This is a genomic window from Pseudonocardia sp. UM4_GMWB1 (genome assembly GCF_017312155.1).
GTDB lineage: Bacteria > Actinomycetota > Actinomycetes > Mycobacteriales > Pseudonocardiaceae > Pseudonocardia > Pseudonocardia alni.
This window is the reverse complement of record NZ_QJPN01000001.1, coordinates 1,165,380-1,182,845: the sequence shown is the minus strand read 5'-3', so window position 1 is coordinate 1,182,845 and position 17,466 is coordinate 1,165,380. Positions and strand designations below refer to the sequence as shown.

Sequence of the window (17,466 nt, the reverse complement as noted above, 5' to 3'; positions counted from 1 at the left end):
CCTTAGGGTTCGGCCATGACCGTCTCCGAGACCTTCGACCCGGACGCCTGGACGCCGGTCGACGGGTTCGACTTCCGCGACATCACCTACCACCGTGCCCGCGCCACCGGCGCCGTGCGGATCGCGTTCGACCGTCCTGAGGTCCTCAACGCGTTCCGGCCGGGCACCGTCGACGAGCTCTACCGCGCCCTGGAGCACGCCCGGACCAGCGCCGACGTGGGCGCGGTGCTGCTGACCGGGAACGGCCCCTCCCCGAAGGACGGCAAGCGCGCCTTCTGCTCCGGCGGCGACCAGCGCATCCGTGGCCGCACCGGCTACCAGTACGCCTCCGGGGACACCGCGGAGACCGTCGAGCAGGGCCGGGCCGGGCGGCTGCACATCCTGGAGTGCCAGCGGCTGATCCGGTTCATGCCGAAGGTCGTCATCGCCGTGGTGAACGGCTGGGCCGCCGGCGGCGGGCACTCGCTGCACGCCGTCGCCGACCTCACGATCGCCTCCCGCGAGCACGCCCGCTTCAAGCAGACCGACGCCGACGTCGGCTCGTTCGACGGCGGCTACGGCTCGGCGTACCTGGCCCGCCAGGTGGGGCAGAAGTTCGCCCGGGAGATCTTCTTCCTCGGCCGCACCTACAGCGCCGAGCAGATGCACCACATGGGCGCGGTCAACGCGGTGGTCGACCACGCGGACCTGGAGACCGAGGCCCTGCAGTGGGCGACGGAGATCAACGGCAAGTCACCGCAGGCCCAGCGGATGCTGAAGTACGCCTTCAACCTCGCCGACGACGGCCTGGTCGGCCAGCAGCTCTTCGCCGGTGAGGCGACCCGGCTGGCCTACATGACCGACGAGGCGGTGGAGGGCCGGGACTCGTTCCTGGAGAAGCGGGACCCGGACTGGTCGCCGTTCCCCTGGCACTACTAGGTCGTCACTCCGCGGCGGGGCGCGGCCGGGGCACGGGGACCGGCCGCGCCGCGACGACGGCCCGCGGGCCGCTCTGCTGCGGGACGGCGACCGCCGGGCGCTGCGCCGCCGCGGCCGGGGCCACCCGGCCGGACGGCACGTCGAAGGCCAGGGCCGCGAGCTCGCCGGCGACCGCACGGTGCCCGGAGCCGGCGGGCCGGCGGCAGCGCAGCGAGCGCGGGCTGCCGGTCGGGGACGCGTCGGCGGTGGCGGTGTACGGCATGGTGAGCTCCTTCGAACCCGTGACCGGCGGGCGGGTGCGCCGCCGCTCTCACCCCCTGAGTCGGGTGGGAGGCCCCCCGCGTTGCACCTGCCCTACACCGTTCCCCGAATCTGATGAAAGACGCCGTTCGGACGCCGCTCCCGGTTGCGTGCGTCACGACAGACAGGGTTGACAGCATGACTGTGCGTGCACTTCCGGTGGACGGCTCCGCGGAGTCGGTGACCCGGCTGGCGGCCGCGCTGCGGGCCGCCGTGGACGGCACGGGTCCCGCGGTGCTGCCCGTCCGGGCCGAGCCGGGCCCGGGTCCGGGTGCCGCGGCGCCGGGCGACGCCGGGCCGGACACCGCCGGACCGGATCCGCTGCCCGGGCCGGTGGCGCGGGCCGCCGCGGCCGGGGAGCTGCCCCACGGGCTCGCCGCCGTCGTCGCCACCTCGGGGTCGACCGGGGAGCCCAAGTACGTCGCGCTCACCGCGGACGCGCTGCGGGCCTCGGCCACGGCGACGCACGCCCGCCTCGGCGGCCCGGGGTCATGGCTGCTCACGCTGCCCGCCGAGCACGTCGCCGGGGTCCAGGTGGTGCTGCGCGCCCTGCTCGCGGACACGGCCTGCGTGGTCCAGGACGTCCGCGACGGCTTCCGGCCCGACGGCCTGGCCCGCGCCACCGGGCGGATGGCGCACGGCACCCGCCGCTACACCAGCCTCGTCCCGACCCAGCTGGCGCGGATCCTCGACCACGGCGGTGCCCCGCTGTACGCCCTGGCCGGGTACGACGCCGTGCTCGTCGGCGGGGCCGCGCTGGACCCGCGGCTGCGCGGGCGCGCGCTCGCCGAGGGGATCCGGGTGGTCACCACCTACGGGATGAGCGAGACCTGCGGCGGCTGCGTCTACGACGGGGTCCCGCTCGACGGCGTCGAGGTCACCCTCGACCCGGCCGACGGGCGGGTGGTGCTCGGCGGCCCGGTCGTCGCCGGCGGGTACCTGGGGGCGCCGGAGGCGACCGCGGAGGCCTTCGTGTCCGACGGGGACGTCCGCCGGTTCCGGACCGGGGACCTCGGCGCGCTCGCACCGGACGGGACGCTGACCGTCCTGGGCCGGGTCGACGACGTCATCAACACCGGGGGCGAGAAGGTCGCGCCGGCCGCGGTGGAGCGGGCGCTCCTGGCGGTCGACGGCGTCCGCGCGGCGTGCGTCGTCGGCCTCCCCGACGACGAGTGGGGCCAGATCGTGGCCGCGCTCGTGGTGTCCTCCGGGGCCGCGCCGGACGATCACGCTCTGTGTGCCGCGGTCCGCGCGGCGTGCGGCCGGGCCGCCGTGCCGCGGCTGCTGCTGCGGGCCGACACCGTGCCCGAGCGCGGGATCGGCAAGCCCGACCGCACCGCCGTCGCGGAGATCCTGGCGGGGGCGCGCCGCACCTGACCGCTCACCCAGCGGAGTTGTCGGTCACGGTGGGCAGTCGGATCACGGCGTTGCGTCACGGTCTCCACCACCCGATCCGTGTACACACCTTGGAGTTGGTTCACGCAGCGTGCGTTGCGCCCGCCCCGGAGATCGAGTGTGCTTCGACCACTGGCGGCACAGAGCCCTCACCCATCACAGGGCTCCCCGTCGTCACACGAGTCACAGCGATCAGCGGGGGTTGTCCATGCGCAGCATCACGCGGGCCGGGCTGCGGGCCATCGGTCTGCTCGCCGCGACCGGCGCGCTCTGTGCCGCCGCCACGGTCCCGGCGATGGCCGACGAGCCGGGCACGACGTGGCAGCCGGAGCTGAGCGAGGGCAGCGGCAACGGTGTCGTCGTCTCGCCCGACGGGGCCCGGTTCGACCGGTCGACGGCCTTCGGGGCCCCGGCCGACGAGGGGGCCACGGAGTCCTCCGCCGACCCGGCCGAGGTGGTCCCGACCGGGCTGCTGACCCTCGCGCCGCGCACCCTGGACACCCCGACCCGGGAGATCGACTCCCGGCTCGTCGCGGACACCCCGCCCGGCTCGACGGCGTCGGTCGACGTCCGCGGGAAGCGGGCGGGCGGCGGCTGGACCGAGTGGATCCCCGCCCAGGACTCCCGCACCGAGCTGCCGGAGGCCGTCACCGAGGTGCAGGGACGCCTGATCCTCACCGCCACCGGCGCGGCCGACCCGACCGTCCGGGAGCTCACCCTCACCGCGACGCCCGGCTCCGGCGCCGAGAGCGAGCCGGTCACCGAGGCCGCTCCGCGCAGCTACTCGGTGTTCGCCACCCGCGAGGGGCTCGTCGGCGGCACCACCGCGAACGGCCACAAGATCGTCAACCGGGACCGCTTCGTCGCGCTGCCCTCGCGCCGGGCGCTCTCGGCCAACGGCAAGACCGACTACTCGGTCAAGGTCTGCGCCCCCAACGGACGCTGCGCGATCGCCCCGGTCTGGGACATCGGCCCGTGGAACACCAAGGACGACTACTGGAACCCGTCGAACCAGCGGGAGATGTGGAAGGACCTGCCCCAGGGCGTGCCGCAGGCCGCGGCCGCACGCAACGGGCACAACGGCGGCAAGGACCAGTTCGGGCGCCGGGTCGCCAACCCGGCGGGCATCGACCTGGGCGACGGCATCTTCTGGGACGTCCTCGGCCTGAAGGACAACTCGCAGGTCCAGGTCGACTACCTGTGGACCGGGTCGCAGCGGCTGTCCGCGATCCGCACCGAGGGCACCCCGGACATCCCGATCCTTGCCCGGCCCGAGGCCGGCGCGGAGTCGGTCGGGATCGCCGTCGACGCCACCGAGGTGCCGGTGCAGTGCACCTCCGGCGCGTTCGTCCGGATCGGCGACGGCCAGTACCTGCCGGCGACGGCGTTCACCGGGTTGCCGGGCGACGTCCCGGCCTGCGACGCGGCGGCCCCGTCCGCACCCACCGCACCCTCGCCCGCTGCGCCCACCGCGCCCGACGCCTCCGCCGCTCCGTCGGCGCCCGGCACTCCCGCGGCTCCCCCGGCGCCCGACACCTCCGCGGCTCCCGCGGGGCCCGACGCCTCCGCCGCGGTCGGCAGCTCGCCGGCTCCGGTCCCGGCCGCCCCCACCGCACCGTCCGGTGCCGCCCCGTCCGCGCCGGCACCGTCCTCCCCGACGCCGTCCGCGGCGACGGGGCCGGGAGCCGGAACACCGACCGCCGGCGGGGCCACGGCGGGCACCCCCTCACCCGGGTCCACCGCCGCGCCCACACCCGCGGCCGAGGCCCCCGACGGCGACAGCCAGGCCGCCCGGGTGAGCCCCGGCTCCGCCCAGCGCGCCCCCTCCGGCACCTCCTGACCGCCCTCCCGGCCCCGTCGCACCGCAGCACAGGTGCGTCCCCGGACCTGGCATGGACAACCACACCCCTTTGCCGGTCCGCACACCTGTTGCAACGGGTGTGCCGACCGGCGCAGGGGTGTGGCCGTGCCGTGGGACGGTTCCGTCGCACGGCGGCGCGGCGGGATAGGTTGCCGGGGTGGCCACCACGGCAGAGTGGGTCGAGGGTGCGCGGCCGCGCACCCTCCCCACCGCGATCTCCCCCGTCCTCGTCGGGACCGGCGCCGCGCTCGGCGCGGGCGCCCTCGCCCCCGGTTCCGCGCTGCTCGCCGTCCTGGTGGCGGTCGCGCTGGTGATCGGGGTGAACTTCGCCAACGACTACTCCGACGGCATCCGCGGCACCGACGACGACCGTGTCGGCCCCCAGCGTCTGGTCGGCTCCCAAGCCGCCGAACCGGCCACGGTGAAGGCCGCGGCGTTCGCCTGCTTCGGGGTCGCCGCCGTCGCCGGGCTGGTGCTCACGGCGGTCTCCGGCCAGTGGTGGCTGCTGCTCGTCGGGGCGCTGTGCATCGTCGGCGCCTGGTACTACACCGGCGGCTCGCGGCCCTACGGCTACGCCGGGCTCGGCGAGGTCGCGGTGTTCGTGTTCTTCGGCCCGGTCGCGGTCCTGGGCACCATGCTGACCCAGGCCGGGCGCGTCGACGCCGCCGCCGTCGGGGCCGCGGCCGGTGTCGGGCTGCTGACGTGCGCGGTGCTGGTCGCGAACAACCTGCGGGACATCCCGGGCGACCGGGTCGTCGGCAAGCGGACCCTCGCGGTGCGGCTCGGGGACCACGGCACCCGGATGCTCTACCTCGCGCTGGTGCTGGTGCCGTTCGTCGTCGCGGTCGGTGCCGCGTTCGACCGGCCGGGCCTGCTGGTGGCGCTGCTCGCGCTGCCCGCCGCCGTGCGGCCGGTGCGGATCGTGCTCGGCGGGGCACAGGGCCCCGCGCTCATCCCGGTCCTCAAGGACACCGGCCTGCTCCTGCTGGCCTGGGGCGTCGCGGCGGCGGTCGGGCTCGCGTTCGGCTGAGCGCTCACGTCACCGCGCACCTCCCGCCGACGCGCCCCTGGGCGATCCGCCCCGCCCCACGTCGGACCGGGCCCGGACCGTCAGCGGGTCGGGCCGTCGCCCTCCGACGGGACCGGGTCGGACCCGCCCGGCACCTCGGCGCCGTCCGCACCGGCCGCGGCAGGCGGGGACGCGACGGTCGACGACGCGGACGGCGCGGCGGGGGCGCCCGGGGACGCGGGCGCGGCGGGCGTGTCCGGGGACGGCGGCGGGCCGACGTCGCCGCGCAGCTGGGCCCGCAGCGACGCCCGCTCGGACGACCGGCGGGCCGTCGACGCGGCGATCGCCCGGTCCAGCCGCTCCCGCAGCCCGCGGAACAGCACCATCGACAGCGGCAGTGCGACGACGAGCGCCACGAGCAGCGCGACGAGCCACGGCACGCCGATCAGCGCGAGGACGACCGTCAGCACGGCGAGCAGACCGAGCCGCGCGAGCGTGTAGAGCGCCACCGTGGTGGCCAGCCCGGGCTCACCGGCGCGCTCCCGCGCCGCGGCCTGCGGCGGGGTCGGAGACGTCATGACCTCCAGGGTACGGGCCGGACCGGCCGGATCACGGCTGCCCGGTTCCACCCGCCCCCGTCCCGGACGTCCGGATCGCGACCACCCGCCCGGGCGGCGGTCCCTCCCCGGCCGTCCCCGACTGTCCGGTTCGAGGCTTTCACCGGCTTTGCCCTTTAAGAACCCTTTACTCACAGAACACCGTTCGAGTACCCGGGGTCTGAGGTGTCACGATGGCCCGGAAACCGAGAGCGGTACCCGGCCGGATGCCTCCGGCGAGCACCGTGACACATACTCCACGTGCACTTCGGGAGGATCCCCATGGCAGCTCCGACTCAGGCACCCGAGCGTCTCCTCACCCCGGGTGAGGTGGCCACGCTCTTCCGCGTCGACCCCAAGACCGTGACCCGCTGGGCCTCGGCCGGGCGGATCGGTTCGATCCGTACGCCGGGCGGCCACCGTCGGTTCCGCGAGTCCGAGGTCCGTGGCCTGCTGGCCGACCTGACCAGCGAGGCGAACACCGGTCTCCGCTGATCCGGAGGGCACACATGGGGTGAGGGTCTCGACTTCACCCGTACGTCAGGCCACCTTCGCTACGCTGGACAGCGGAGGTGGCCTGATGTTGTTCTTCCTGATCCTTCTCGTCGGCGCGGCCGTGGTCGCGGTGCTGCTCGTGCGGACCCTGCGGTCCGAACAGGTGGTCTCCGATCGCATCCCACGCGCGGAGTTCCCCTGGTCGTCGGGCCAGCGGGCCGAGAAGCCGCGCGCGACCGGCCCCGACGACGACCCCGACTTCTTGCGCGAACTCGACGAGAAGGTGCGTGACCAGGAGGACCCGCCCGAGCGTTCCTGAGCGGGTCGCGCCGGCCGGCACCTCCCCGACACGCCTTGACCGAAGGGCGGTCCACCCACCGGGCGGACCGCCCTTCGGTGTCTCCGGTCACGTCCGGGGCGGCGACGGGGACCGTCGCGGCCCGGGATCAGACCGGGAAGCCGTCGGCGACGGCCGCCGCCAGCTCCAGCAACGCCGTCCGGGTCGTCTCCTCCAGGCGCTCCAGGTCGATCTCCGCGCCCTCCTCCAGGTGCGGGTCGAACGGCACCTTGACCACTGCCCGGCACCGTCCCGAGAAGTGCTCGGCGACGCGGTCGAGGTCCACCCCGCCACCGGCACGCCGGTAGACGGTGTTGATGACGACGACCGCGTTGCGGACCAGCGCCCCGTAGCCGTGGGCGTCGAGCCAGTCCAGGGTGGCCGAGGCGCTGCGGGCGCCGTCGATCGAGCCCGACGACACGACGACGATCTGGTCGGCCATCCCCAGCACGCCGTACATCGCGGAGTGCATCAGGCCGGTACCGCAGTCGGTCAGGACCAGGTTGTAGAAGTGCTCCAGCAGGTCGACCGCGCGCCGGTAGTCGTCCTCGCTGAACGCCTCCGACACCGCCGGGTCCTGCTCGCTGGCGAGCACCTCGAGCCGGGACACGCCCTGTGAGGTGTAGGCGCGGACGTCGCTGTAGCGGCGGACCCGGTCGGCGTCGCGCAGCAGGTGGCGGACGGTCGCGGTGGTCTCCAGCGGGATCTTCTGGCTCAGCGTGCCGCGGTCGGGGTTGGCGTCGACGGCCACGACCCGGTCGCCACGGTGCGACGCGAACGTGGCCCCGAGGGTCGCGGTGACCGTCGTCTTCCCGACCCCGCCCTTGAGGCTCAGCATCGCGATCTTGTGCGAGCTGATCAGCGGCCGGTTCGCGCGGGCCACGAGGTCGCGCCGGTGCAGCTCCGCGGGGCTCTCCCCCGGGTTCACCAGTCCGCCGGTGAGCACGTAGACCCAGCGACGCCACCCGCTCGCCGGCGGACGGCCCGCGCTGCCGTGCCCCGTGCGCGAGGGCGCGAGGTCCAGCCCGCCGTGCGGCTCGTCGCCGCGGCGGTGCTGAGCGGCCCGGGCCTCGATCGCCTCGGGGGCCGTCCAGCGGGGCCGCTTCACCCCCGTCTGCGGGCGGCCGCGCGGCGGGGTGAGGGTGCGCTGGGGGCCGGTCTCCGCGGACTCGTCGTCCCAGGCCGCGCGCCAGGGACGGTCCCCCTGGCGGGGGCGCCGGTCGTCGCGGGAACGGTCGTCGCGGGAGCGCTCCGTCCGGGGGGTGCCGGTCCGGGCCCCGCGGCCGCCGTGACCCGCGTGCACCGGCCCCGCAGGATCCGTGGGCGCCGGAGCGGCGGGGTCGGAGTGCGGCGGATCGGCGGACACGGGCGCGTCGTCGTACCCGGCGGTCGCGGTGCGCCCCGGGGAGCCGTCCCCGGAGGCCGTGGCGCGGTCCGGGAGGTCCGGGCCCACGGCGCCACCGTCCGGCGGGTGCCCGGGGACCGGGGCGTCACCGTCCGGGGAGTACCCGGGGGCCGCGTCGCCGTCCGGGGAGTACCCGGGGGTCGTGTCGCGGTCGCCGGTGTCGTCGGCCGCGCGGCCCGCGGCGCGCCAGATGAGGTCCGCGTCGGGGTCGTCGTCGGGCACCGCGGAGGCGGGCACGGCCCACCACGGCTCGGGGTCGGCACCCGCGGCGCGGTAGAGACCGGTGTCGTCGGGGCCGTGGTCCTGCACGGCCGGGTCCGGGGCCGCGTCGTCGCGGCGGTGCCGGGGGTCGCCCACGGAGGCCGGGGTGGGCTCGTCGTCGGGCTCGGCGACGGTCGCGGTGCTGGAGGAGGCCGGGCGCGGGGTCTCGCGCAGGGCGGACAGGTCCGTCCCGTGCGGCGGGGTGGACGGGTCGATCTCGTCGACCAGGTCGTCGTCGATCTCGGGCAGCTCGCTGCCCCACGCCGAGCCCGCCGGCGGGGTCTGCGTCCCGATGGCGGCGCGGCCCGGGGCGGGCGCCGACGCGGCGCGTTCGGCGGCCGACGGGGTCCGCGGCGGCGTGGCGCCGGCCTCCGGAACCGGCTCCGCAGCGTCGTCACCGCCGGTCCGCCTGCGCCGTCCGAAGGACCGGCCGGGGGACTCCGTCGTGGCCCAGCGCTCCCGCACGTAGCGGCCCACCGACCCGTCGGGCTGCTCGCCGGAACCGTTCTCACTCACGGGAAACGACGGTAGCCGCGCGGAACCCGGTGGTCGAGGCGCCTCACACCCCCGCGTACGAGTGCAGTCCGGCCACCACCATGTTGATGAAGAACAGGTTGAACACGATCGTGGCGAAGCCGGCCGTGTTGATCCAGGCCGCGGCACCGGAGTTCTTCCACCCCGCGGTGGCCCGGGCGTGCAGGTAGGCGGCGTAGAGCACCCACGCGACGAAGGCCACGGTCTCCTTCGGGTCCCAGCCCCAGAACCGGCCCCAGGCCGCCTCGGCCCACACCGCTCCGGTGATGATGCCGAAGGTGTAGAGCGGGAACGCGAGCACCGTCACGCGGTACGCCAGCCGGTCGAGCGACTCCGCCGACGGCAGCTTCGCGGCCCACGACGCCGGCTTCCCGTTCCGCTTGACCAGGAACAGGAGGCTCGCCACACCGGGCACGAGCAGCAGGCCCGACGCCAGCGTGATCGTCGTGACGTGGATGATGATCCAGTACGACTGCAGGGCCGGGACGACCGGCGCCGCGTCGAGGTAGAGCACGGTGCCGGTGACGAACATGAGCAGCACGACCGGCGTCAGCACGAACACCCCGGCCGGGCGCAGACCCGGGTGCCGGCGCACGAGCACCAGCCACGCCCCGACGGCCATCAGACACAGCGCCGAGGTGAACTCGTACATGTTGCCCAGCGGCCACCGGTAGGCGGCGAAGCCGCGCAGCACGATCGACCCGAGGTGGGTCAGGGCCGCCAGCACCATCAGCGAGATGCCGATCCGGCCGTAGCGGTCGGCACGGGAGCGGCGGCCGTCGTCGGACGGGGGCTCCTCGGGCGCCGCGACCGCCGTGGACCCGGCCCCCACCGGGGCGGGCTCCTCGTTCCGGGCGGCGGCCCGCGCGACGCGCCGGGCCGCGTACTCCAGCGACGCGAACACCAGTGCCAGCAGCAGCACGACGAGCGTCGCCTGGAACAGGCGGTCGCTCCACATCGCGGTGGTCGGGTCGACGAGCATCTCGGGTTAACCGTCCTTCTTGTCCGTCGGGTCGAGCAGCTCGGTCGCGAGCCGGTCGAACTCCTCGCCGTAGCCTGCCCGGTCGGTCCGGGCCAGACCACCGAGGGCGATGTGACCGCCCCCGCCGTCGCGCGGGGACACCCGCACCCAGAACCGGCGACGCGTGACCGACAGCGACAGCGCGAGGCCGCCGACCATCAGTACCGCCGCGGCCAGCACCCAGGACTGGCCGGGGTCGTGGCCCACCTGCAGGTTCACCCACGGGGTCACACCGTCGAACCGGACGACCGTGCCGTCCGGCAGCCGTGTGGTGTCGCCGATCCCGAGCCGCGCCGTCGCGACGGAGCGCAGCTCGCCGTCGTCGATCTTGCTCTGGTCGACGCTGAAGATCGACTGGCCTCGGCCGTCGTCGATGCCGAGGTCACCGAGGAGCACGTCGACGTCGGCGGTCGGCGAGCGCAGGTCCGGGTGCACCGACACCAGCGTGCCCTCGGGGTCGACCGCGCCGGTCGGTGCGAACGTCCCGGTGACGGCGAGCTGCGTGGTGCGCCGCTGCTCCGGGTCGGTGATGCCGGGGCGCTCGAACTTCGTCGCCCCCTCCGACAGCTGGGTGCCGGACTGGTCGACCGGGCGCCACTGCACCTCACCGGTGCGGCTCTGCCCGTCCGGCCAGGTCACCGTGAACTCCGGTGCGTAGCCGTAGCCGGTCAGGTAGACCCGGTCGCCGTCGGTGCGCAGCGGGTGGTTGACCGCGATCTCGTCGGGGCGCCAGGTGCTGACGCCGTCGCGGACGTCCTGCCCGGTCTGGAACCCGACCGAGGCGCCGAAGGTCGACGGCTGGCCGTTCGGCAGCCAGGTGCCGTCGAACCGGTCGACCTTCACGCAGAAGTTGTTGAGGTCGGTGCCGTCGACGCGCAGCCCGGCGCGGAAGCTGTCGTAGCCGAGGATGGAGCTGTTGCAGAACTCGCTGCCGTCGGCGCGGACGATGACGTCGCCCTCGTAGCCGTACATCTTGCCGCCGGCCAGGCCGAGCAGGATGCCGATCAGGCTGAGGTGGAAGACGAGGTTGCCGGTCTCGCGCAGGAACCCCTTCTCCGCCGAGATCGTGCGGGAGCCGTCGTCCTCGGTGCGCTCCACGGTGCGCCAGCCGCGCAGCAGCCGCCGCGCCCTGGCCAGCTCGTCGTCGACGCCCGCGGTCGTGTCGCCCTCGGCGTGGTGCGGCAGCCGTGCCAGGTTGCGCGGGGTCATGACCGGGGGCTGGCGGATCGAGCGCAGGTACTCGCCGGTGCGCGGGAACACGCAGCCGACCAGCGAGATCATCAGCAGCAGGTAGATGGCGGCGAACCACGGGCTCGCGAACACCTCGAACCCGCCGACCGCGTCGATCACCGGCGCGACGGCGGGGTTGTCGCGGTAGAAGTCCTCGACGAGGAACGCGTTCAGCGACCGCTGCGGCAGCAGGGCCCCGGGCATCGCGGCCAGCGCGAGGAGGAACAGCAGGACCAGCGCGGTGCGCATGCTGGTCAGCCCGCGCCAGGTGTTGCGCAGGAACGCCAGCGCGCGGGCGAGCGGCCCGGGCCGCGGCGACGACGGGGGCACGCCGTCCGGTGTCGACACGGACGGCTGCGGCGGGGCGTCGGGCGGGGAGCTCATCAGATCGGCGGGGTGAATCCGGCGATCGAGACCTGCAGCTTGACCAGCCACTGGGACCACAGACCGGACACCAGCAGCGCCCCGACGAGTACCAGCAGCACTCCCCCGGCGATCTGCACCGCCCGGGTGTGGCGGCGCAGCCAGCCCAGCGCGCGGACCGCCCGGGTCGCGCCCAGCGCGATCAGCACGAACGGGATACCGAGCCCGGCGCAGTAGGCCAGGATCAGCACGATCCCGCGCACCGAGCCGCCCCCGGTACCGGCGGCGACGGCGACCACCCCGGCCAGCGTCGGCCCGATGCAGGGCACCCAGCCCAGGCCGAAGACCGCGCCCAGCAGCGGGGCGCCCGCGAGACCGGCCCGCGGCGTCCAGTGCGAGCGGTACTCGCGCTGCAGCGCGGGGATGGCACCGGCGAACGCCAGCCCCATCACGATCATCACGACGCCGCCGATGCGCTGCAGCAGCGCCTCGTTGTCGATGAGGACGTCGGACAGCCACACGACGCCGACCATGATCGCGCCGAACACGACGGTGAACCCGCCGACGAACAGCAGTGCGGCCCCGGCGACCCGCCAGCGGGCGTCGTCCCGGGCCGGCGCGGCGGTCACGGCGGCGGCCCCCGCGACGCCGTCCTGCACACCGTCCGCGGGCGCGGTCGCGGTCCCGCCCCGGCGGGCGGCGGCGCGCTCGGTGGCCTCGGCCGGGGTGACCGGCGGGGACTGCGCGCCGACGAGCCCGGCGAGGTAGGCGAGGTAGCCGGGGACCAGCGGGACGACGCACGGCGACGCGAAGCTCACCAGCCCCGCGGCGACCGAGACCAGCACTGCGAGCAGCAGCGGCCCCGAGATCGCCAGCGTCGTCGTCGCGTCCATCGCATCCCAGGGTAGAAGCCCTGCTCGCGGTGCCGCGCGGCGGGTTCTACAGCGTGTAGTTCACCGGGCGGGGCGCGCCCGCGCGGTCACCCGGGGTCAGCGGACGAACCGGACCTCGGCTCGGCGGCGAGCCGGGTGATGAGCGGCAGCAGGTCCGAGCTCCCGACCGGGACCAGGAACACCGCGGCCACCCGGGCGTCGCGGTCGAGCACGATCGTCGAGGGCACGACGTTGCGCGGGTAGCCGTCGAGCCGGGCCAGGGTGCGGCCGGGCGCGTCGTAGATCGAGTCGTAGGTGATGCCGCGGTCGGTCACGAAGTCCAGGGCGGCCTGCCGGTCGTCGCGGACGTCGATCCCGAGGACGACGGCCTTGCCCCGGGCCGCCTCGGCCACGGCCTGCAGCTCGGGGGCCTCGGTCCGGCACGGGCCGCACCAGGAGCCCCAGATGTTGATGACCCGCACCGTGTCGGGGAAGTCGCCGATGCCGACCTGGGTGCCCTCGCGCAGCAGGCTCTCGCCGCGCAGGTCGGTGATCGGCTGACGGCTCTCCGGCGGGTCGTAGGTGATGCGCACCTGGCCGCCCGGGGCGACGAACTGGAAGTCCTGGCCGGGTCCCCCGCCCGCGGCGTCGCGGCCGACGCCGCACCCGGCGACGAGCAGCAGCAGTCCGAGCAGGGCGGGCAGCAGGCGCCTCATGCCCCGGTCACCATCGCGCCGCTCGGGCCGGCCGGCTCGGCGTAGCGCAGCCCGGTCATCCGGGTGCCGGTGAACTCGATGCTGGTCAGCGAGGCGAGCGCGCACTGGCGGCGGCGCGGGTCGTGCCAGAGCTGCCGGCCCGTCAGGTAGCGGCGCAGCGTCCAGATCGGCAGCTGGTGGGACACGCACACGACCTCGCGGCCGGGTGCGAGCGCCCGCGCGGCGTGCACGGCGCCGAGCATCCGGTGCGCGATCGCGAGGTACGGCTCGCCCCAGGACGGGGTGAACGGGTCGCGCAGCAGCCGCCACACCTGCGGGCGCTTGAGCGCGCCGTCGCCGACTCCGAACCGCTTGCCCTCGAAGAGGTTGCCGGACTCGATCAGGCCCTCCTCGGTGTGGATGTCGACGCCGTGGGCGTCCGCGATCGGGCGGGCGGTCTCCTGGGCGCGCTGCAGCGGCGACGCGACGACGGCGGCGACGTCGTTGCCGTCGAGGTACGCGGCGACGGTCTTGGCCTGGGCCCGGCCGTGGTCGGACAGGTGGTAGCCGGGGATGCGGCCGTAGAGGACGCCCTCGGGGTTGTGCACCTCGCCGTGGCGCAGCACGTGCACCACGGTCACCGGTCCCGATGCGGGCGGGCTGGTCCGGTCACCCATGCTCAGGCCCCGTCCGGACGGGTGGCGGCGGCCGCGGCCCGCGCGGCGGCGGCCAGGCCGGTCTCGATCCGCTCGAACGCCTCGTCGTCCAGCGCGGTGGACACGAACCAGCCCTCGAAGGCGCTCGGGGGCAGGTAGACGCCGTGGTCGAGCATCGCGTGGAAGAACGCCGGGTAGCGCCAGGTCTCGGCGGCCTTCGCACCCGCGTAGTCGGTGACCGGGTCGGCGGTGAAGAACGGGGAGAACATGGTGCCCGCGTACTGGATCGTGTGGGCGACGCCCTCCCGGTCCAGCGCGGCGGTGACCAGCGCGCCGATCCGGTCGGCGTGGGACTGCAGGGTGGCGTAGGCGGCGTCGTCGGCGTGGCGCAGCGTGGTGAGCCCGGCGGCGACGGCGACCGGGTTCCCGGCCAGCGTGCCCGCCTGGTAGACCGGCCCGGCCGGGGCCAGGTACGACATGTGCTGCGCCGACCCGCCGAACGCGGCCGCGGGCAGCCCGCCGGACATGACCTTGCCGAAGGTGTAGAGGTCGCCCGCGACGCCGTCGCAGCCGAACCAGCCCTGCCGCGACGCGCGGAACCCGGTCATCACCTCGTCGATCACCAGCAGCGCGCCGTGCGCGTGGCACAGGTCGCGCAGCCCGGCGTTGAAGCCCTCGACCGGCGGTACCACGCCCATGTTGCCCGCGGCGGCCTCGGTGATCACGCAGGCGATGTCGGCGCCGCGCTGCTCGAAGACCCGGCGGACGGCGTCGAGGTCGTTGTAGGGCAGCACCACGGTGTCGGCGGCCTGGGCGCCGGTGACGCCCGGACTGGTCGGCAGGCCGAGGGTGGCGATCCCGGAGCCGGCGTCGGCGAGCAGCGCGTCGACGTGGCCGTGGTAGCAGCCGGAGAACTTCACGATCACCGTGCGGCCGGTGATGCCGCGGGCGAGCCGGATGGCGCTCATCGTCGCCTCGGTGCCCGAATTGACCAGACGGACCTGCTCGACCGGGGTCCGGTCGACGATCTCGGCGGCGAGGTCGATCTCGCCCGGGGTCGGGGTGCCGAACGACAGCCCCTGCGACGCCGCGGACCGCACCGCCTCGACGACGGCCGGGTGCGCGTGCCCCAGGATCATCGGCCCCCAGGAGGAGACGAGGTCGACGTAGGTGGCGCCGTCGGCGTCGGTGAGGCGGCAGCCCTCACCCGAGACCATGAACCGCGGGGTGCCGCCGACCGAGTTGAACGCCCGTACCGGGGAGTTCACCCCGCCGGGGATCAGCTCGGTCGCCCGCTCGAAGAGGCGGGCGGACTCCTCGGGTTCCGGGTTGCTCACGGCGGTCCCTGCGCTTCCGGTGCTCACATCCCCAGTCTCGCAGCCGGTGTCAGGACCGGCTCGCGGCCCCGAGCTTGCGGGTGGCGTACCACTCCTTCGCCGGGCGCCCGAACAGCAGCGCGACCCCGGCGACGGACAGCGCCACGACGAGTACCGCGAACAGCGGGATCGTCGGCGCCATGAGCAGCAGGAGCGGGATCCCGTAGACGCCGGCCAGCACGGCCAGCGCGATCCGGGCACCACCGGCCCCGAGGAACGCGACGACGGCCAGCGCGATCCACACCAGCGCCAGGACGAGGAAGACCCCGCCCATCACCCGCACGAACTGGGTGAGCTGATCCATCGTCAGACCGGTCTGGGCCAGCGCGGCGTCGATGTCGGCACGCGGGAGCCCGGTGTCGTTGAGGACCGCGTCGTTGATCGTCGCGAACATCGCGCCGATGCCCATGACGACGAACGGCAGCGCCGCCGCGACCAGCGCGACCAGCGCGGTGACCACCTGACGCGGCCGGGCCGGACGTCCCTGCGGCCCGCTGCCGAGCCCCGCCGGGGGCGGCCCCCAGCCCGACGCGGTGTTCCACTGCGGGCCCTGCCCGGCCTGCTGCCCGGGCCCCGGCTGCGGCGCGGCGCCCGGCTGCGCGGTGGTGCCCGGCTGCGGCGCGGGCGTGGCGGGTGCCTGCTGCGGGGCCGGCGGCGGTGTGGCGCCGCCGTGCCAGCCGTGGGGGTACGGGTTCTGCGGGTACTGCGGGTAGCGCCCCGTCGACGGCCCGGGCCGGTAGTACTGCGGGGCGTCGTGCTGTCCCGGGTTGCTGCTCACGACCTCCACGGTAGCCGTGCCGGTGTCCGGTTTGCCACGTTCGGCGGTACCCGGCGCCGCGATTCACCCCTCACCGAGCGACCGCCCGGCACCACCCGGCGGGATCCGGCACCACCGGCCGGCCTCCGCGGCCCTGCGATGCCGTTCCTCCGGAACCGGAACCGGAACCGGGACGCGGCGTCGGGCCCGGGTCTCGTCGAGGTCCCCACAGGGAGTGCGGCGAATTCGCTTACCCGGTAAGCGAATTCACGGACAGATGGCCCCGGGGGTCGCCGGCCGGTCGGCACGAATGGCGCCGGGCGGCCGAGCCGAGCAGCGCCGGTCGGATCCGACCGGCGACGCGCCCCGGGTGGGCGGGGTCAGCCCCGGTCGAGCCAGGTCGCGGCCTCGGTGGCCCAGTAGGTCAGGATCACGTCCGCACCGGCGCGGCGGATCGAGGTCAGCGTCTCCATGATGGTCCGCTCTCGCTCGAGCCAGCCCCGGGCGACGGCGGCCTCGACCATCGCGTACTCACCGGAGATCTGGTACGCCGCGACGGGCACGTCGGCGACGTCGGCCACTCGGGCCAGGATGTCCAGGTAGGCCAGGGCGGGCTTCACCATCACCATGTCGGCGCCCTCGTCGAGGTCGAGTGCCAGCTCGCGCAGCGCCTCGCGGGCGTTGCCGCCGTCCTGCTGGTAGGTCTTGCGGTCGCCCCTGAGCTGCGAGTTCACCGCCTCACGGAACGGGCCGTAGAACGCCGAGGCGTACTTGGCGGTGTAGGCGAGGATGCCGGTGTCGGTGAATCCGGCCTCGTCGAGCGCGGTGCGGATGACGCCGACCTGGCCGTCCATCATCCCGCTGGGGCCGACGAGGTGGGCGCCCGCACGGGCCTGCTCCACGCCCATCCGGGCGTAGATCTCCAGCGTCGCGTCGTTGTCGACGCCGCCGTCGGCGTCCAGCACGCCGCAGTGCCCGTGGTCGGTGAATTCGTCGAGGCACAGGTCGGACATGACGACCAGGTCGTCGCCGACCTCGGAGCGCACGTCGCGCAGGCCGACGTTGAGGATCCCGTCCGGGTCGACGGCGCCGGAGCCGGTCGCGTCGTGGTGCTCGGGGACCCCGAACAGCATCACACCGCCGACGCCCGCGGCCACCGCCTCCGCGACCGCCTTGCGCAGCGAGTCGCGGGTGTGCTGGACGACCCCCGGCATCGACCCGATCGGGACCGGTTCCGTCGCGCCCTCACGGACGAACATCGGCAGCACCAGCTGCCGCGGACGGACCTCGGTCTCGGAGACCAGCCGCCGCATCGCGGGGGTGGTCCGCAACCGTCGGGGACGCTGCGCCGGGAAACCCATGCGGACCAGGCTACGACCGCCCCG

The 17,466-nt window shown here is 75.1% G+C and carries 16 protein-coding genes and 1 pseudogene; 6 read left to right on the top strand and 11 right to left on the bottom strand.

Annotated features, from left to right (window positions below; all coding sequences use genetic code 11):
• Positions 1-15: 15 nt before the first annotated feature.
• Complete coding sequence (locus DMP15_RS05780; protein ID WP_073576551.1) at positions 16-918, top strand: 1,4-dihydroxy-2-naphthoyl-CoA synthase; 903 nt, start codon at positions 16-18, stop codon at positions 916-918.
• 4 nt (positions 919-922) lie between these two features.
• On the opposite strand, the gene DMP15_RS05775 is transcribed toward DMP15_RS05780, so the two are convergent.
• Positions 923-1,180, bottom strand: a complete 258-nt coding sequence (locus DMP15_RS05775) for a hypothetical protein (RefSeq protein WP_073576552.1) — start codon at positions 1,178-1,180, stop codon at positions 923-925.
• A gap of 176 nt (positions 1,181-1,356) precedes the next feature.
• Between DMP15_RS05775 and menE the strand changes: the two genes are divergently transcribed.
• The 3 genes from menE to DMP15_RS05760 all read left to right on the top strand — a co-directional run bounded on the left by menE (position 1,357) and on the right by DMP15_RS05760 (position 5,504).
• Positions 1,357-2,595 (top strand): o-succinylbenzoate--CoA ligase, encoded by a 1,239-nt coding sequence (gene menE, locus DMP15_RS05770; protein ID WP_218899329.1) that lies wholly within the window; start codon positions 1,357-1,359, stop codon positions 2,593-2,595.
• A gap of 226 nt (positions 2,596-2,821) precedes the next feature.
• Entirely contained in the window at positions 2,822-4,453 is a 1,632-nt protein-coding gene (locus tag DMP15_RS05765; protein WP_073576554.1) for a hypothetical protein, read from the top strand.
• A gap of 178 nt (positions 4,454-4,631) precedes the next feature.
• Positions 4,632-5,504, top strand: coding sequence for a 1,4-dihydroxy-2-naphthoate polyprenyltransferase (locus tag DMP15_RS05760; RefSeq protein ID WP_073576555.1), 873 nt, complete (start codon positions 4,632-4,634; stop codon positions 5,502-5,504).
• An 80-nt stretch (positions 5,505-5,584) separates the two neighbouring features.
• On the opposite strand, the gene DMP15_RS05755 is transcribed toward DMP15_RS05760, so the two are convergent.
• The gene (locus DMP15_RS05755; protein ID WP_083658839.1) at positions 5,585-6,061 is read right to left on the bottom strand and encodes a DUF4229 domain-containing protein; all 477 of its coding nucleotides are present in this window, start codon (positions 6,059-6,061) and stop codon (positions 5,585-5,587) included.
• Between the two features lie 300 nt (positions 6,062-6,361).
• On the opposite strand from DMP15_RS05755, the gene DMP15_RS05750 reads away from it, so the two are divergent.
• Together DMP15_RS05750 and DMP15_RS05745 are read left to right on the top strand one after the other, a co-directional pair.
• The gene (locus DMP15_RS05750; RefSeq protein WP_073576557.1) at positions 6,362-6,574 is read left to right on the top strand and encodes a BldC family transcriptional regulator; all 213 of its coding nucleotides are present in this window, start codon (positions 6,362-6,364) and stop codon (positions 6,572-6,574) included.
• Positions 6,575-6,659: 85 nt separating this feature from the next.
• Positions 6,660-6,893: a hypothetical protein gene (locus tag DMP15_RS05745; RefSeq protein ID WP_073576558.1), complete on the top strand. Its 234-nt coding sequence runs from the start codon at positions 6,660-6,662 to the stop codon at positions 6,891-6,893.
• Between the two features lie 127 nt (positions 6,894-7,020).
• Here DMP15_RS05745 and DMP15_RS05740 read toward each other — a convergent pair.
• The 9 genes and pseudogenes from DMP15_RS05740 to hemB all read right to left on the bottom strand — a co-directional run.
• A pseudogene (locus tag DMP15_RS05740) lies at positions 7,021-7,950 on the bottom strand (MinD/ParA family ATP-binding protein); the annotation flags it as partial.
• A gap of 1,186 nt (positions 7,951-9,136) precedes the next feature.
• On the bottom strand, positions 9,137-10,093 hold the full coding sequence (ccsB, locus tag DMP15_RS05735; RefSeq protein ID WP_073576559.1) for a c-type cytochrome biogenesis protein CcsB: 957 nt from the start codon (positions 10,091-10,093) through the stop codon (positions 9,137-9,139).
• Positions 10,094-10,099: 6 nt separating this feature from the next.
• On the bottom strand, positions 10,100-11,746 hold the full coding sequence (gene resB, locus DMP15_RS05730) for a cytochrome c biogenesis protein ResB (RefSeq protein ID WP_073576560.1): 1,647 nt from the start codon (positions 11,744-11,746) through the stop codon (positions 10,100-10,102).
• Positions 11,746-12,618 (bottom strand): cytochrome c biogenesis CcdA family protein, encoded by an 873-nt coding sequence (locus DMP15_RS05725; protein ID WP_073576561.1) that lies wholly within the window; start codon positions 12,616-12,618, stop codon positions 11,746-11,748. Before DMP15_RS05725 ends, resB begins: the two co-directional genes overlap by 1 nt.
• A gap of 86 nt (positions 12,619-12,704) precedes the next feature.
• A complete protein-coding gene (locus DMP15_RS05720; protein ID WP_073576562.1) occupies positions 12,705-13,313 on the bottom strand; it encodes a TlpA family protein disulfide reductase in 609 nt (202 codons plus the stop codon).
• On the bottom strand, positions 13,310-13,969 hold the full coding sequence (locus DMP15_RS05715; RefSeq protein WP_073576563.1) for a histidine phosphatase family protein: 660 nt from the start codon (positions 13,967-13,969) through the stop codon (positions 13,310-13,312). The genes DMP15_RS05720 and DMP15_RS05715 overlap by 4 nt, the downstream gene beginning before the upstream one ends.
• A gap of 2 nt (positions 13,970-13,971) precedes the next feature.
• On the bottom strand, positions 13,972-15,285 hold the full coding sequence (gene hemL / locus DMP15_RS05710; protein ID WP_253069173.1) for a glutamate-1-semialdehyde 2,1-aminomutase: 1,314 nt from the start codon (positions 15,283-15,285) through the stop codon (positions 13,972-13,974).
• 49 nt (positions 15,286-15,334) lie between these two features.
• Positions 15,335-16,102, bottom strand: coding sequence for a hypothetical protein (locus DMP15_RS05705; RefSeq protein ID WP_337825525.1), 768 nt, complete (start codon positions 16,100-16,102; stop codon positions 15,335-15,337).
• 359 nt (positions 16,103-16,461) lie between these two features.
• On the bottom strand, positions 16,462-17,442 hold the full coding sequence (hemB, locus tag DMP15_RS05700) for a porphobilinogen synthase (RefSeq protein ID WP_337825524.1): 981 nt from the start codon (positions 17,440-17,442) through the stop codon (positions 16,462-16,464).
• Positions 17,443-17,466: the final 24 nt, after the last annotated feature.

Excerpts from the sequence above, each read along its gene's own strand:
- DMP15_RS05780 (WP_073576551.1), top strand. The coding sequence starts at position 16 with ATGACCGTCTCCGAGACCTTCGACCCGGACGCCTGGACGCCGGTCGAC.
- DMP15_RS05775 (WP_073576552.1), bottom strand. The coding sequence starts at position 1,180 with ATGCCGTACACCGCCACCGCCGACGCGTCCCCGACCGGCAGCCCGCGC.
- menE (WP_218899329.1), top strand. The coding sequence starts at position 1,357 with ATGACTGTGCGTGCACTTCCGGTGGACGGCTCCGCGGAGTCGGTGACC.
- DMP15_RS05765 (WP_073576554.1), top strand. The coding sequence starts at position 2,822 with ATGCGCAGCATCACGCGGGCCGGGCTGCGGGCCATCGGTCTGCTCGCC.
- DMP15_RS05755 (WP_083658839.1), bottom strand. The coding sequence starts at position 6,061 with ATGACGTCTCCGACCCCGCCGCAGGCCGCGGCGCGGGAGCGCGCCGGT.
- DMP15_RS05750 (WP_073576557.1), top strand. The coding sequence starts at position 6,362 with ATGGCAGCTCCGACTCAGGCACCCGAGCGTCTCCTCACCCCGGGTGAG.
- DMP15_RS05745 (WP_073576558.1), top strand. The coding sequence starts at position 6,660 with ATGTTGTTCTTCCTGATCCTTCTCGTCGGCGCGGCCGTGGTCGCGGTG.
- ccsB (WP_073576559.1), bottom strand. The coding sequence starts at position 10,093 with ATGCTCGTCGACCCGACCACCGCGATGTGGAGCGACCGCCTGTTCCAG.
- resB (WP_073576560.1), bottom strand. The coding sequence starts at position 11,746 with ATGAGCTCCCCGCCCGACGCCCCGCCGCAGCCGTCCGTGTCGACACCG.
- DMP15_RS05725 (WP_073576561.1), bottom strand. The coding sequence starts at position 12,618 with ATGGACGCGACGACGACGCTGGCGATCTCGGGGCCGCTGCTGCTCGCA.
- DMP15_RS05720 (WP_073576562.1), bottom strand. The coding sequence starts at position 13,313 with ATGAGGCGCCTGCTGCCCGCCCTGCTCGGACTGCTGCTGCTCGTCGCC.
- DMP15_RS05715 (WP_073576563.1), bottom strand. The coding sequence starts at position 13,969 with ATGGGTGACCGGACCAGCCCGCCCGCATCGGGACCGGTGACCGTGGTG.
- hemB (WP_337825524.1), bottom strand. The coding sequence starts at position 17,442 with ATGGGTTTCCCGGCGCAGCGTCCCCGACGGTTGCGGACCACCCCCGCG.